Origin of the sequence: Embleya sp. NPDC008237, from assembly GCF_042956465.1 — a bacterium.
Classification (GTDB): Bacteria; Actinomycetota; Actinomycetes; order Streptomycetales; family Streptomycetaceae; genus Embleya.
Map to the genome: position 1 here is coordinate 1 of NZ_JBIBGL010000029.1, position 14,116 is coordinate 14,116.

Below are 14,116 nucleotides of genomic sequence, written 5' to 3' on the forward strand. Positions count from 1 at the left end.
GCCCACACCGCCGGCAACGCGTCCCGACGCCCGCTCTTGACGAGATAGGCGATCAGGATGCTGACCACCAGAGCCGCTTCCAGGCCCTCGCGCAGACCTATCAGGTAGTTGGCGAACACAGGTGACCCCGCTCAGGATTTCGAACACGTCTTCAATTAGGCGAGCCTCACCAAAGCACCCGCCCGGACGGGGCGTCAACATGGCGTGCGTCATGCCGCATACGGCGGACCGGCTCGCTCGGGTGCCGCTCGGGTCGCGTGGTGCTGCGGTGCACCTCGGAGTCGGTGTCGAGGCAGGCATCGACGGGGACGGTGAGGCCGACGTCGGGTGTGTGGCGCGAACCATCTTGCGGTGATTCGGGTGGTTCGGTGTACAACGGCGTCGAGAGTCTGTGCGATGAACGTCACCGGCGGAGACGTCGAAGCGCCCGTCTGGTGAGCCGAGCGCCGACGTTGTTATGGATATGTCGCACATTCGTGATCATTCGGCAGCCGTGGGCGTCTCCTGCGCGGGGCAGCGGCTCGACATGACGCAGCACGATGCATCCCGGGAGTCAGGTGCCGACGAATTGGCCGCCCTGGTGTGGCAGGCCCGTCGGTGGAGCGAGTCCGCGCCGGATTCGGCGGCCGAGCCGCCGTTGCCCGGCGGGGCCGGGCATTCCTTGCGCGCCCGGATGCGTCGCCTGGTGGCGAATCGCCCCGAACAGGAGCCGCCGCGCGACTCGTGACGCCGCCCTTCGTGCTCGGCTCTTCGTGCTCCGCCCTCCGCGGGCCGCGACCACCGCACCGGAGCGGTGAGCGCGGTCGGCACCGCAGGTATCGTCGGTCGTCTCGAACAATCGCACCCGTCGCGTCCCCGGCGCACCGGCTTCGTACGCTGCCGACACCCGGGTGCCGCCGACCGTGCCGACGGCGACCGGACGGAGTCGGATCATGAGTGGCGACGACCAGGTGTCCTTGCGTCCGGCGACGGAAGCGGACATATCCCTGCTCGAACGGTTCCTGACCGACCCCGAGGCGGTCGGGCCGTTCTCCTGGTACGGCTGGTCGGATCCGGGCCGTTGGCGTCGCCAGTGGGCGGAGAACGGCCTGCTCGGCGACGACCAGGGACTGTTGCCGGTGGTTCGCGGCACGGAGATGTCGGGCTTCGTGGCCTGGCGCAAGATCGTCACCTCGCGCACCGCGTACTGCTGGAACGTCGGGATCAACCTGTTCCCCGAGGCGCGCGGTCGAGGGATCGGCACCCGGGCCCAACTCCTGCTGGTGCGCTACCTGTTCGCACACACCCAGGTGGCCCGGATCGAGGCCGGCACCGAAGTGGACAACCTCGCCGAGCAACGCGCCCTGGAGAAAGTCGGGTTCACCCGCGAGGGCGTGGCGCGCGCCTACACTTTCCGCGACGGTCGTTGGCGCGACGTGGCCTTCTACGCCATCCTGCGCGACGAGCTCGCGCCGCCGGCCTAGCGGAGTCACATCCGGCCCGCCCTGCGCGTCCACTCCACCCAGCGGCCCGCTCCGGCCCGCACGCCCTCCATCCGCCGGCCCACGCTTCCCCCTCCACCGGTCCGCTCCACCCCCGGTCGCCCGTTTCCCGCCCGCCCCGGGCCTCTCGTTTACCGGCCGGCCCCGGGTCCGCGCTTGGTGGGATGGCACCGAAAGCGGGGGCGTCCCTCGTCCGAGCCTACGAAGTCCACCGTGTTCGCACCCGGCTAGCGTCAGGGCAGCGCCGCGAGAGACTTCGACACCCCCGACGAGCGCCGGCACTCTCCGCTGCGGTCACCCCGCGCCGCGCGAGGTTCGGTTTCGGCGTCCATCGGAGACTCGCCGCCCCGGTTCTCGCCGGGCGTTCCCGGTCCCGGACCGACCGGGGCGGCGACCCGTACGGGCCGACCAGGATGGAGAAAGCCATGACACGACGTCTGCGTCTGGACGATCTGAACGCGATCGCACTGCCCGAGCAGCCGGTGATCTCCCCCGACGGCACCCGGGTGCTCTACACCCTGGTCGGCGTCGATCCGCAGGCGGACCGCAACGTGCGCTCCCTGTGGCAGGTCGCCACCGCGGGCGGCGAGCCGGAAAAGCTCACCGAAGGCCCCTCGGACAGCACCCCCGTGTGGTCCCCGGACGGCACCCGGGTGGTGTTCCTGCGCGCGGTCGACGGCCCGCCGCAGCTGTGGGAACTGCCGCTCGACGGCGGCGAGCCGCGCCGGCTGACCCGACTGCCGATGGGCGCGGGCCAGCCGGTGTGGAGCCCCGACGGCACCCGCCTGGCCTTCGGCGCCGTGGTCGACATCCATGCCGTCGCGGGCGAGGACGAGTCCGCGAAGGCCGCCCGGGCGAGCGCGCCGATGGTCATCGACCGCCTGGACTACCAGGTGGACGGCGTCGGCCTGCTGGGCACCCTGCGCAAGCACGTGCACGTGCTGGACCTGGCCTCCGGCGAGGTCACCCGGGTCACCGAGGGCGACTGGCACGCGAGCGACCCGACCTGGTCGCCGGACGGACGACGACTGGCCTACGGTGCGGGGCCGGGCCCGGACACGGACCTGACCATGCAGTCCGCGGCGTACGTCCTCGACCTGTCCACCCCCGGTGCGACGGCCGTTCGCGTGGGTACCGCGGACGGCATGGCCGGCTGGGTCGGCTGGACCCCCGACGGCGAGTCCCTGCTGGTGCTGGGCGCCGAGCACACCCGCACCGGGCACACCCGCCTGCTGCGCGTCCCGCTGGCCGGCGGCCCCACCGAGGACCTCGCCGGGGCGCTGGACCGCAACGTGATGCCGGGCGGTGCCGGTTACCCGGGCGCGTTGCCGCAGGCCACGCCCGAGGGTCGGGAACTCCTGTTCTGCGTCCGCGAGGCCGGCAACACCCACCTGTACGCGCTCGACCTGGCAAGCGGCGGCACGCGCCTGGTGCTCGGCGGTACCGGCCGGTCCGTCTCCGGCCTCTCCGTGCCCACCACCCCCGGCCCCGTCGCCATCGTGCTGTCCACCCCCTCCTCGTACGCCGAGGTCGTCCTGGTGGACCCGGCCGACGGCACCGAGCGGGTGCTCACCGCGCACGGCGCGCAGTCCCTGCCGGACGTCGAGCTGTACACCCTGGTCGACCGCCGGTTCACCCTCGCCGACGGCACCGTCGTGCACGGCCGGCTGCTGCGCGACCCGAAGACGACCGGTCCCTCGCCGGTGCTGATGGACATCCACGGCGGCCCGCACAACGCGTGGAGCGGCTCGGCCGACCCGGTGCACCTCTACCACCAGGTGCTGGCCGAGCGCGGCTGGACCATCCTGCTGATCAACCCGCGGGCCAGTGACGGCTACGGCGAGGAGTTCTTCGCCGCCACCGTCGGCGCGTGGGGCGAGATGGACGCCGCGGACTTCCTGGAGCCGCTGGACGAACTGGTCGCCGAGGGCATCGCCGACCCGCAGCGCCTGGCCGTCGCCGGCTACAGCTACGGCGGCTTCATGACGTGCTACCTCACCAGCCGCGACCGGCGTTTCGCGGCGGCCGTCGCGGGCGGCGTGGTCAGCGACCTGACCAGCCTGGCCGGCACCTCGGACCTCGGCTCCTACATGTCCCGGGCCGAGTTCGACGGCACCCCGTGGGACGCACCCGAGTTGTACGCGCGCTCGAACCCGTTCGCCAAGGTGGGCGACGTCGACACGCCCACGCTGATCCTGCAGGGCGGTGCCGACGTGCGCTGTCCGCTGGGCCAGGCCCAGCAGTGGTTCTCCGCGCTGCGCGAGCGGCACGTGCCCACCCGGATGGTGCTCTACCCCGAAGGGTCGCACCTGTTCATCCTCTCCGGCCCGCCCTCGCACCGACTGGACTGGAACCGCCGGATCGTCGACTGGGTCGAGCAGTACGCCGGATCCGCCGGCCGCGTCCGGCCGGCCGCACTGGACGCCGCGCACTGGCAGCGCCGACTGGCCACGCTGGCCGAGCGGCACAAGATCCCGGGGGCGACCCTGGGCATCCTGCGCGTCGACGAGCACGCGTCGGACGATCTGGTCGAGGCCGCGTACGGTGTGCTCAACCTGAACACCGGGGTCCCGGTGACCACGGACTCGGTGTTCCAGATCGGCTCGATCACCAAGGTGTGGACCACGACGCTGGTCATGCAACTGGTCGAGGACGGTCTGCTGGACCTGGACCAGCCGCTGAGCGAGGTGCTGCCGGAACTGCGGCTGTCCGACCCGGAACTGGTCAAGCAGATCACCATGCGCCACCTGCTCACCCACACGAGTGGCATCGAGGGGGACCGGTTCATCGACACCGGACGCGGTGACGACTGCCTGGCGAAGTACGTGGCGACCCTCGGCGACGCGACGCAGGTGTTCCCGCCCGGCGGCGCCTGGTCGTACTGCAACTCCGGCTTCACGCTGGCCGGACGGGTGATCGAACACCTCACCGGCAAGACCTGGGACCAGGTGTTGCGCGAGCGGCTGAGCGGGCCGCTGGGCCTGGAACGCACCATCACGCTGCCCGAGGAGGCGCTGCTGTTGCGCGCCGCGGTCGGCCACGTGTCCGAGGACGGCGGCACGCCACAGGTCGCCCCGGTGTGGATGTTGCCCCGCTCGGCCGGACCCGCCGGGCTGATCGGTTCCACCTCGGCGGAGCTGCTGCGGTTCGCCCGGCTGCACCTGGCCGACGGTGCGACCGCCGACGGCACCCGGCTTCTGGGCGCCGAGCACGCCCTCGCGATGCGCGAGAAGCAGGTCGAGGTGGCCGACCTGTCGGTCACCGGCGCCTCGTGGGGCCTGGGTTGGCACCGCTACGAGTGGGACGGCCACGAGGTGTTCGGCCACGACGGCGGCACCATCGGGCAGTTCGCCTTCCTCCGGACCATTCCCGAACTGGGCCTGGCGGTGTCGCTGTTGACCAACGGCGGGGACGCGCCGGAACTGTACGAGGACCTGTTCCGGGAGATCTTCGCCGAGGTCGCGCAGGTCGCCCTGCCCGAGTTGTTCGCCCCGCCGGCCGAGCCGCCGGCCGTGGACGCCGAGCGCTACGTCGGCGTGTACGAGCGCGCCATGCAGCGCGCCGAGGTGCGCGCGACTCCCGAGGGCCTGGTGCTGCGGATCCAGCTGACCGGGGAACTCGCGGACACCCTGCCCGACGCCGTGCAGGAAATGCCGTTGGTTCCGGTGGCCGAGGACCTGTTCGCGCTCCGTACGCCCGGATCGACGATCTGGCGCGAGACGACCTTCGGCGCCTTCGAGACGGGCGAGCGCTACCTGTTCGTGAACGGTCAGGTCACGCCGCGGGTGAACTGACGGCTGTCCCACCCGCTGCCACCCACACCGCCTCCGGCACGGAGGCGGGCAGGATCACCGCGTTCCCCCCGTGACGCGGTGCCGGCCGGTCCCCCGTCTCGCCCCGTGCGAGACGGGGGACCGGTTTCGTCGTTTCGGGGCGACCACTCCCGGTGCGGCGAGACCGGCGCGGCGAGCAGCCCCGAGGACGGATGCCGGCCGGCGCGACCAGATCCGGCGTCAGGGCCTACCGCCACCCGGGTGAGCCTCCGCCGGCGCCGCGCGGCGTGCCGTTCGTTGCCCCCCGCTTCGGGCGAGCATGGGTCGGGCGACGCGATCGGCGCACCGTGCCCGGCGCGCGGTTAGGGGCATGACGAATGGACGAGCTGACCACACGGGTCGACGGCATGCTCGACGAACTCTGCGAGGACCTGCGGCGGCTCACCCGGATTCCGTCGATCGCATTTCCCGGCCATCCGCCGGAGCCGGTGCGGCAGGCCCACGACATGCTGGCCGGGCTGCTGCGCGAGGCCGGGGTGCAGGATGTCGCCGCACTGCGGCTGCCGGACACCTCGCCGGTGATCACGGGTCATATCCCGCCCCCGCACCCGGATGCGCCGACCGTGCTGCTGTACGGGCACTACGACGTGCAGCCCGCCGGGGACGAGTCGTTGTGGACGACGCAGCCGTTCGAGCCGACCGACGTCGACGGCGCGATCCACGGGCGCGGGGTGGCCGACGACAAGTCGAACCTGATCGTGCACCTGGGCGCGCTGCGGGCCTTCGACGGGCGGCCGCCGGTGGGGATCCGGATCGTGTTCGAGGGGCAGGAGGAGTACGGCAGCGAGTTCGACGACTACCCGCAGGCCCACCCGGACGAGTTCGCGTGCGACGCGATGGTGATCGCCGACATGGGCAACGTTCGCCCGGGCACCGGCACGCTGACGGTGGCGCTGCGCGGGGTGGTCGAGGTGATCGTCGAGGTGCGCACCCTCGAAGAGGCCAAGCACAGCGGCAACTTCGGCGGGGCGGCGCCCGATGCGCTGTTGGTCCTGTTGCACGCCCTGGCCGCGCTGCACGACGCGAACGGCGACGTGGCGGTGCCGGGCCTGCGCCGCGAGCAGTGGGCGGGCGGCGGTTGGGACGAGGAGGAGTTCCGCCGGCTGGCCGGGATCCGCGAGGGCATGCCGCTGATCGGCACCGGAAACCTGGGCTCGCGCCTGTGGTCGGGACCGGCGATCACGGTCGTCGGCCTGGACGCGCCCTCGGTCGAACGAGCCGCATCCGCCGTGGTGCCGGCCGCCCGGGCAAAGCTGAACATGCGTTGCCATCCGGCCCAGGATCCGGCGGAGGCGCAGCGCCTGTTGATCGAATTCCTGGTCGGGCTGAGGCCGTTCGGGGTGCCGCTGCGGGTGACCCAGGCCGGCGCGCCGGGGTCCGGGTTCGCCGCGGCCACCGACGGGGTGGCCTACCGGGCCGCGCACGAGGCGCTGCGCACGGCGTGGGGCGCGGAGCCGGTACACGCGGCGGCGGGCGGATCGATTCCATTGGTCAACAGCCTGGCGGCGGCCCAACCGAACGCGGAGATCCTGCTGTTCGGGGCGCAGGACAGCATGTGCAACCTGCACGGGCCCAACGAGCGGGTGCTGGTGAGCGAATTGCGCGACGCGGTGGTGGCGGAGGCCGCGTTCTTCGCCGCGTACGCGAAGCGCTTCGGGCGCGACTAGGCCGGACACGACACGCCCAGTGCCTGCGGCGAACGGCGCTGTTCGATAGGGGCGTTCGTCGTCGGGGTCGGCCCCGCGGAGGTCCCGTCGACGCGGCGCAGCGCGGGCTCGCCGGCCCACCCTCGGATTCTTCAGCAGCCGCAAGGAGCAGCGCGTGAGCACCGATCAAGCCTCGACGCAGGCCGAGGACGAAGCGCCCCCGCCCAAGCGCGGCTTCCGCTTTCCCAGCGCGCTGACCGTGCTGGCGATCGTGACGATCGCGGTGTGGGCGCTGACCTTCGCGATTCCGGCCGGCCAGTATCAGCGCGGCGAGGACGGCAAGCCGGTCGCGGGCAGCTACCACCACACCAAGTCGCCGGAGGACTTCGTCCAGCGGCTGAACGACCTGTTCCTGTCGCCGGTCAACGGCCTGTACGGGATCAAGGACACCCGGAGCGGGCAGGTCGCGCCGGACAACACGGGCGATCTGTACGGCAGCGCGGCGGTGTTCCTGTTCGTCCTGGCCATCGGAGCGTTCATCACCGTCGTGTTCGCCACCGGCGCGCTGGACCGCGGCATCGCCCGGCTTGCGCATCGGCTGCGGACCCGCGGTGTGGTGCTGATCGCGGCGATCATGACGGTGTTCGCCATCCTCGGCTCGGTCGAGGGCTTCGCCGAGGAGACGCTCGGGTTCTACGGACTGATCGTGCCGTTGATGCTGGCGCTGGGCTATGACCGGATGGTGGCCACCGGCACGATCATCCTGGGCGCGGGCGTGGGCGTGTTGTGCTCGACGGTCAACCCGTTCGCGACCGGGGTCGCCTCCTCGGCGGCGGGGATCTCGCTCGGCGACGGCATCGTGCTGCGGTTGCTGATGCTGATCGTGTTGACCACGGTGACCATCCTGTACGTGGTGCGGTACGCCCATCGGGTCAAGGCCGATCCGTCCCGCTCGCTGGTGGGCTTCCTGCCGGGGGACCGCGAGGCGGCCGACGCGGCGACCACCGACAGCGAGCCGCCGCCGCTGACCCGGACCCATCAGGTGGTCCTGGTCGCGGTCACGATCACGTTCGTGTTCATGATCTTCTCGATCATCCCGTGGGCCCAGGTGCTCACCGGCGACGCCGACGCCGCCGCCTACGGCTGGGAACTGGACTGGTCCTTCGCCCATTTGGCTGCGCTGTTCTTCGTGGCGGCGGTGATCATCGGGGTGTTGGCGCGGCTCGGCGAACAAAAGCTCGCGGAGACGATCATCCAGGGCGCGGGCGACTTCGTCTCGCCGGCGCTGATCATCATGCTGGCCCGCGGCGTCACCGTCATCATGAACAACGCCCAGGTCACCGACACGGTCCTGCATTCGATGGAGGGCGCGGTCTCCGGCACGTCGTCGGCGGTTTTCGGCTTGTTGATCTTCGGCGTCAACCTGCCGCTGGCCTTCCTGATCCCGTCCACGTCGGGGCACGCGACCCTGGCCATGCCGATTCTGGCCCCGCTGGCCGATTTCGCCGACGTACCGCGTGCGTTGGTGGTCACGGCGTGGCAGTCGGCGTCCGGGTGGATGAACCTGTGGGTGCCCACGACGGCGGTCGTCATGGGCGGCGTGTCGTTGGCGAAGGTCGGTTACAACCAGTACCTCCGCTTCGCGGCGCCCCTGTTGGCGATTCTCTTCGTCCTGATCTGCGCCTTCGTCGCGTTGGGCTCGGGGCTGTCCTGACCCGGCGCCCGGCCCCGGGCCCCCGATCGCGGCGTAGTTTCCTTAGCACGGGCGGGGTACCGCAGCCAGTGGCTTTCGTAGCCGCGATCGGCAACTTTGGCCGGCTTACCGCTGCGCCGGGTCGTTGCGATCGTTGACTCGCTCCGGTGCACCCCGCGCAGGGCAGCCCTTCACGGGCATTCGTGCAATGTCGAAAAAGGGGACCGACTCCTCATGAGAATCCGTCGAATCGCCGCTGCCATGGCACTCACCGCCGCGGCGGGACCCCTGTTCGTCCTGGCCGTCGGAACGCCGGCGGCGGGCGCCGAGCCTGTGCCCTTGACCAAGACAAGGTGCGACGCGCAATGGAAGGCCACCTATTGGGCTGTCGGCGCTCCCCTCGCCAAGACCATGTACTACCAGTGCATGCATGGGGACATGCAGGTGAACAGCTTCCCGCCCGTTCCCGAGCTGAATCCGGTGACCATCGATCCCACTTGGGGAACCCCCGCTCCCGTTCGGCCCACCGTTCCGTAGATCCACGCCCGCCGGGCGACATCTCCGGCTGACCGGCCTCCGAACATCGCCCTGCGGGACTCCAACCCGGAGACCCGCAGGGCGACAGGTGGTTGCGCGCGGGTCCTGCGACGAGGATCGACTCCGGGCGTGTCCCCGGGAATCTTCACCGGTGGAACCGGGTTGCTTGCCTTTACGACGATTACAGCGCTCACAACGGGTGGAGCGCGGTCACCGCAGGGAGGGGACGGGAGCCGATGAGCCTTCGTCAGTTCGAGTACGCCCTGGCGGTTGCCGAGGAGGGCTCGGTGACGGCGGCGGCGGAGTTGCTGCGCGTCGCCCAACCATCGGTGTCCCAGCAGATCCGTGGCCTGGAGCGGGAACTCGGCGTGGAGCTGTTCGCCCGTACGCCGACCGGACTGGTGCCCACCGCGGTCGGTCGCGCGTTCCTGCGGGAGGCGGAGGCCGCGGTGAACGCGGCGCGGCGGGCGCGGGCGACGGCGCGGGCCGGCGCCGAAGAGCTGGTCGGCGAACTGGTGGTCGCGGTACAGATGGGCTTCGGCACACGGCAGCTACCGGGCGCGCTGGGCGCGTTGCGTCGCCGCTTTCCGCGGGTGGAGGTCACCGTCTTCGAGGAGACGAGCAGCGCCGAGCTGGAGCGGCTGTGCCGCCGGGGCGTGCTGGACCTGGCCCTGATGGCGGCGTGCGAGCGGAGCCCTGCCGACGCCCACCACCTCGGCGACGAGGAGTTCGTCGTGGTGGCGGGCGCCGGACACCGGCTGTTCGGCGCGGACCGGGTCGAGCTGCGCGACCTGGAGGGGGAGCCGTGGGTGAGGTTCGACCGAGACAGCGCGCTCGACGGCGTGCTGCTGAACGTGCTGCGGAACAACGATCCGACCCCGACCACGGTCGCCCGGGTGTCCCAGACGGCGACGGCCGTGCGCTGGGCCGCCCACGGGCTGGGGGCGACGCTCGTCCCGGCCTCCGCGGTGCCCCACGGCTACGAGCACCTTGCCCGCCCGGTGTCTCCGGTCGTGTCCCAGCCCGTCATCGCCGTGCTCCGGTCGGGCGCGGGCCCTGCGGAGACGGCGCTGCTCGAACTCCTGCGCCAGGAGACCTGGTTCGAGGCTGCCTCCCTGTCCGCTTCCTTGGACGAGAGAGCACCCGCCGGCGAACTGTCTCATTCGACCTGACGGATACTCCCGGACCGGCGCAAAGTGGGGTGTAAGCCCCCAGGTGGAGGCCGCCGAGGCCGCCGCCACCGCGCAGGAGCTCGAACGCGCCGCGGGCGTCAATTCGCGTAGCGACTTACCGCCTCGGGGTGGATGACGAGTCGAACCTGGTCCGCGGCCAACATCTCGGCGAGTTGGTCGGCTCGGGCCGGGTCGTCGACGTCCCAATAGCGAGCGGCCAGGCGGGTGCACAGGTCGTGTGCTCCCTCGGGTTCCACGGTGACCCGGCCCGCGACCGACACCCAGCGCTCGCTTTCGCCCACCGGGGCGGCGACGACGATCGAGGCGCGGGGGTCGCGGCGCAGGCGTTGCACCTTGGGCGAGTCCGGGCCGGTGAAGACTTGGATCGTGCCCTCGGCGGTGGCCTCGAACCACACGGGCCGGGGCTGTGGCGGGATCGGCCCTCCGGCCACGGACAGGAATCCGTGCAGAGGGCGTCGGAGGAACTCCAGATCCTCGGGAGTCAGCGAACCGGCGTCGGTGCTCATCCCAGTCCTTCCGGTAGGCGAAGAAGCCCGTCCGAGCCTACGTGAACCCGGCATCGGCGTGAGCCCGGCCGGTGGCCTCCTCCCGCGGCGCCCGGCCGCTCGCGCGGAGGATCGCCCCGACTAGAAAACGGTGCCGCCCGCGTCGACGTGGATCGTGGTACCGGTGATGTAGCCGGCGCGCGGAGAAACAAGGAAGCAGATCGCCTCGGCGATCTCGTGTGCCCGGGCCGTGCGCTTGAGCCCCAGATCCTTGGCCACGCCCTCGTTGCCCTCCTCGCCCCACTCGGCCAGCACACCTTCGGTGCGGGTCGGACCGGGAGCGACGCTGTTGACCCGTACGCCGCCGTCGGCGAACTCCGCCGCCCAGGTACGGGTCAGCGAGCCCAGCGCAGCCTTGGACGCGCTGTAGGCCGAGGCACCGGGGGAGCTCTTGAACGCCGCAAGCGAGGTGACGTTGACGATGTTGCCCTCGCCCTTCCCGAGCATGTGCGGTACGAGCGTGGCGACCAGGAAGTAGGCGCCGCGCACATTGGTGTCGAAGATCCGCTCGTAGTCCGCCACGCTCTGTTCGACGGTGAGCGAGGTGGGGAAGGCGCCCGCGTTGTTGACGAGGATGTCGACCGGCCCGCTCTGCCGGGCCAGTTCGGCGACCGAGTCCAAGTCGGCCAGGTCGGCCGGGACGAATCGGACCACGCCGTCCTCCTGCGCGGCGTGCACCGCGTTCTCGCCACGCCGGCCGTCGCGGCCGGTGATGACGACTTCGGCACCCGCACGGGCCAACAATCGAGCGGTTGCCAGACCGATGCCGGAGGTGCCGCCGGTGACCAGAGCGGTCTTGCCCTGCAATTCCATGTCGTGTGACCTTTCGTGATGCCTTGTGGGCGTGGGGAATGACCGTCGACGACGCCCGACCGGATTCCTTTTGCCGGAACCGCGTTTCGGGAATGCGGGCGGTGTCAGCCCCGGGGGAATTCGCCGCCGTCCACGACGAGATTGCTACCGGTCAGCCAGCTCGCCCGCTCGGACATGAGGAACAGCACCGCGTCGGCAATGTCGTCGGGCCGGCCGTCGCGCCCCAGTGGGGGTGTGGTGGTGTCCTGTCCCGGCCCCGAGTCCAGCCGCGCCCACTGCTTGCGCGTTTCCTCGCCGCCGGGGGTGGTCGTCCTGCCGGGAGACACGGTGTTGACCCGGATCCCGAAGGGGGCCAACTCCGCGGCCAGTCCCCGGCTGTAGTTCTCCAGCGCCGCCTTGGCCGCCGTGTAGTGCAGGAACGGTGGTGCCACGGTGGGGACCGCGGCCGAGGAGACGTGCACGATCGCCCCCGAACGCCGTTCGCGCATCCCCGGTGCCAGGAGCGCGTCGAGCCGCACCGACGCCAGGAAGTTCAGGTCCAGCGCGTCCTGCCACTCCTCGTCGGGGATGGCCAGGGCGCCCCGGTACGGTCCCGCCCCACCCGCGTTGTGGACAAGGACGTCCACCCCGCCGAGCACCTCCTGCGCGGCTGCGGCGAGCGCCTGTGCGCCGGCCCGGGTCCGTACGTCGGCCTCCACGAAGGCGGCCCCTTCCGGCACGGTGCCCGTCGCCGACCTGGCGGTCGTGAGCACCTCGGCGCCGGCGTCCAGGAGGCGGCGCACGACGGCCGCTCCGATTCCGCGCGAACCACCCGTGACCAGGGCGCGCTTTCCCGCGAGTTCCTGCGTTCCCGATCCGTTTTCGATCGTGGTCATGCCACCGGTCCTCTCGATTGCGTGTTTGTCCGCTCGACGGAAGAAGGATCGACGTGCGCAGAGCGCGCATCTTCGAAGAATTCGCGGTGCGGTTTGCGGCACGCACCTCGTCGAGCGGTTTCACGGTAGGTCGGGAAGAGATGGCGAGGCAAAGACGAAATGTCAGCAGGGGCTATAGGGGATGCCTATGGCGCCTCGGCCCGTCGCCGCGTTGGGCTCGGGCCCGACGCGACGACGACGGGCCCGGCGCCGAGGAGGCGGCCGGGCCCGTGGGGGCGAACTGATGGCGTCAGGCGCGGAGCGACGCGGTGAGGGCGGACCACGAGGCCGCGCCGACTATGAGATGGCCCGCGTTCGGACGCTTGCTGTCACGAACGGGGACGATGCCCGGGATGTCGTCGGCGACCTCCACGCAGTTGCCGCCGGTGCCGTTGCTGTAGCTGGACTTTCGCCAGCCGTAGAGCTTGGGCTGAGCTGGGGACGCGTGCACGGTCCAGGTCCTCCAAGGCTTCTCGGATCATGTCCATGGACATTCCTAACGGTAGGGCTTTTGCCCGCTGCCGTTCATGGATTGCGGCGTACTGCCCGACCTCCTCCGGATCCTCGATCAGACGGCCGTCGTCCGCACCCTCGGTGTAGGCAACTTTGCGCTTGTCCGGCGCCGTCAGCAACGTCAAAGCGCCTCCCATACGAGGGAAATTGCCTTCGCTGAAGGGCAGGATTTGGAGGCTGATGCGCTCGTTGTGTTCGGTTGCGAGCAGCCGCGCGAGCTGCTCACGCATGATGTCCGGGCCGCCGATCGGTCTGCGAATGACAGCTTCGTTGAGGACTACCCAGAGGTAAGGCGCGTCCGGGCCGTCGAGTCTTTCCTGTCGACCCAATCGGGTGAGTAGTCGTTCTTCGAGATGAGCCTCATTTCGAATTGTGCGAGCAGACCGTAGCAGCGCTCGTGCATAGCCTTCCGTCTGGAGTAGCCCCGGAATGAACTGGTCGAGGTACGTGTGGATTTCGACAGCGCTGCCTTCGAGTTCCATGAGTGGTTGTGACCACGTGAGGAACATGCGGCTGTTGCTGTGCTTCCACAGCTCGGCGAGGAGCCCACCCGTGTTGAGTTCGGCATCCAGAGCCATAGCGTTCGCCAGTGTCGGTGGGTGCCCCGTTCCTCGTTCGATCTGGTTCAGCCGGGTGCTACTCAAGCCGTACATGGCACGCGAAAGTTCGGCTTGGCGGTAGCCGGCGGCCTCGCGGAGTGTCGCGACTATGCGCCCGAACAGTTCTCCGATCGACGCCCCTTCCTGGGTCCCGTCGCTCATGGATCCCCCTTTACGGCAGGTCACGTAAACGCTAGCGGCTATTGCAGCCTAGGCGTCCGGTCGATGCTTGTTCACAGAGTGGCCGAATCAGTACTGGCGGCAACCGAGAGGACAGGTATGCCCATTCCCGAGAGCTACCCCGAAGACCCCCGTGACTGGACCACGGACCACGTGGCCCGCTTCTGGA

Annotated in this window: 13 protein-coding genes; 7 read left to right on the forward strand and 6 right to left on the reverse strand. The window is 70.6% G+C overall.

The window, feature by feature from the left end; translation table 11 throughout:
* On the reverse strand, nt 1–119 hold a 119-nt coding region (locus ACFZBU_RS44185), incomplete at its 3' end, for an FTR1 family protein (protein WP_391585138.1).
* A gap of 407 nt (nt 120–526) precedes the next feature.
* Between ACFZBU_RS44185 and ACFZBU_RS44190 the strand changes: the two genes are divergently transcribed.
* The 7 genes from ACFZBU_RS44190 (at nt 527) to ACFZBU_RS44220 (ending at nt 10,362) form a co-directional block, all read left to right on the forward strand.
* Nucleotides 527–727 carry a hypothetical protein gene (locus ACFZBU_RS44190; RefSeq protein WP_391589468.1) on the forward strand — a complete coding sequence of 67 codons (201 nt, stop codon included), beginning with the start codon at nt 527–529 and terminating at the stop codon, nt 725–727.
* Between the two features lie 205 nt (nt 728–932).
* Nucleotides 933–1,463, forward strand: coding sequence for a GNAT family N-acetyltransferase (locus tag ACFZBU_RS44195; RefSeq protein ID WP_391589469.1), 531 nt, complete (start codon nt 933–935; stop codon nt 1,461–1,463).
* Nucleotides 1,464–1,906: 443 nt separating this feature from the next.
* Nucleotides 1,907–5,275, forward strand: a complete 3,369-nt coding sequence (locus tag ACFZBU_RS44200) for a serine hydrolase (protein WP_391589470.1) — start codon at nt 1,907–1,909, stop codon at nt 5,273–5,275.
* 356 nt (nt 5,276–5,631) lie between these two features.
* Nucleotides 5,632–6,981, forward strand: a complete 1,350-nt coding sequence (locus tag ACFZBU_RS44205) for a M20/M25/M40 family metallo-hydrolase (RefSeq protein ID WP_391589471.1) — start codon at nt 5,632–5,634, stop codon at nt 6,979–6,981.
* A gap of 154 nt (nt 6,982–7,135) precedes the next feature.
* Entirely contained in the window at nt 7,136–8,674 is a 1,539-nt protein-coding gene (locus tag ACFZBU_RS44210) for a YfcC family protein (protein ID WP_391589472.1), read from the forward strand.
* 318 nt (nt 8,675–8,992) lie between these two features.
* A complete protein-coding gene (locus ACFZBU_RS44215) occupies nt 8,993–9,190 on the forward strand; it encodes a hypothetical protein (protein ID WP_391589473.1) in 198 nt (65 codons plus the stop codon).
* Between the two features lie 236 nt (nt 9,191–9,426).
* A complete protein-coding gene (locus ACFZBU_RS44220) occupies nt 9,427–10,362 on the forward strand; it encodes a LysR family transcriptional regulator (RefSeq protein ID WP_391589474.1) in 936 nt (311 codons plus the stop codon).
* Nucleotides 10,363–10,460: 98 nt separating this feature from the next.
* Here the strand turns inward: ACFZBU_RS44220 and ACFZBU_RS44225 are convergent, their stop codons facing one another.
* The 5 genes from ACFZBU_RS44225 to ACFZBU_RS44245 form a co-directional block, all read right to left on the reverse strand.
* Entirely contained in the window at nt 10,461–10,889 is a 429-nt protein-coding gene (locus tag ACFZBU_RS44225) for a pyridoxamine 5'-phosphate oxidase family protein (protein ID WP_391589475.1), read from the reverse strand.
* 120 nt (nt 10,890–11,009) lie between these two features.
* The gene (locus ACFZBU_RS44230; RefSeq protein WP_391589476.1) at nt 11,010–11,741 is read right to left on the reverse strand and encodes an SDR family NAD(P)-dependent oxidoreductase; all 732 of its coding nucleotides are present in this window, start codon (nt 11,739–11,741) and stop codon (nt 11,010–11,012) included.
* A 104-nt stretch (nt 11,742–11,845) separates the two neighbouring features.
* The gene (locus tag ACFZBU_RS44235) at nt 11,846–12,616 is read right to left on the reverse strand and encodes an oxidoreductase (protein WP_391589477.1); all 771 of its coding nucleotides are present in this window, start codon (nt 12,614–12,616) and stop codon (nt 11,846–11,848) included.
* Between the two features lie 289 nt (nt 12,617–12,905).
* Nucleotides 12,906–13,028, reverse strand: coding sequence for a DUF397 domain-containing protein (locus tag ACFZBU_RS44240; protein WP_391589478.1), 123 nt, complete (start codon nt 13,026–13,028; stop codon nt 12,906–12,908).
* Nucleotides 12,985–13,929 carry a Scr1 family TA system antitoxin-like transcriptional regulator gene (locus ACFZBU_RS44245; RefSeq protein WP_391589479.1) on the reverse strand — a complete coding sequence of 315 codons (945 nt, stop codon included), beginning with the start codon at nt 13,927–13,929 and terminating at the stop codon, nt 12,985–12,987. Before ACFZBU_RS44245 ends, ACFZBU_RS44240 begins: the two co-directional genes overlap by 44 nt.
* Nucleotides 13,930–14,116: the final 187 nt, after the last annotated feature.

Bases quoted from the DNA above. Each gene is read 5' to 3' on its own strand.
- ACFZBU_RS44190 (WP_391589468.1), top strand. From the start codon at position 527: ATGACGCAGCACGATGCATCCCGGGAGTCAGGTGCCGACGAATTGGCC.
- ACFZBU_RS44195 (WP_391589469.1), top strand. From the start codon at position 933: ATGAGTGGCGACGACCAGGTGTCCTTGCGTCCGGCGACGGAAGCGGAC.
- ACFZBU_RS44200 (WP_391589470.1), top strand. From the start codon at position 1,907: ATGACACGACGTCTGCGTCTGGACGATCTGAACGCGATCGCACTGCCC.
- ACFZBU_RS44205 (WP_391589471.1), top strand. From the start codon at position 5,632: ATGGACGAGCTGACCACACGGGTCGACGGCATGCTCGACGAACTCTGC.
- ACFZBU_RS44220 (WP_391589474.1), top strand. From the start codon at position 9,427: ATGAGCCTTCGTCAGTTCGAGTACGCCCTGGCGGTTGCCGAGGAGGGC.
- ACFZBU_RS44225 (WP_391589475.1), bottom strand. From the start codon at position 10,889: ATGAGCACCGACGCCGGTTCGCTGACTCCCGAGGATCTGGAGTTCCTC.
- ACFZBU_RS44230 (WP_391589476.1), bottom strand. From the start codon at position 11,741: ATGGAATTGCAGGGCAAGACCGCTCTGGTCACCGGCGGCACCTCCGGC.
- ACFZBU_RS44235 (WP_391589477.1), bottom strand. From the start codon at position 12,616: ATGACCACGATCGAAAACGGATCGGGAACGCAGGAACTCGCGGGAAAG.
- ACFZBU_RS44245 (WP_391589479.1), bottom strand. From the start codon at position 13,929: ATGAGCGACGGGACCCAGGAAGGGGCGTCGATCGGAGAACTGTTCGGG.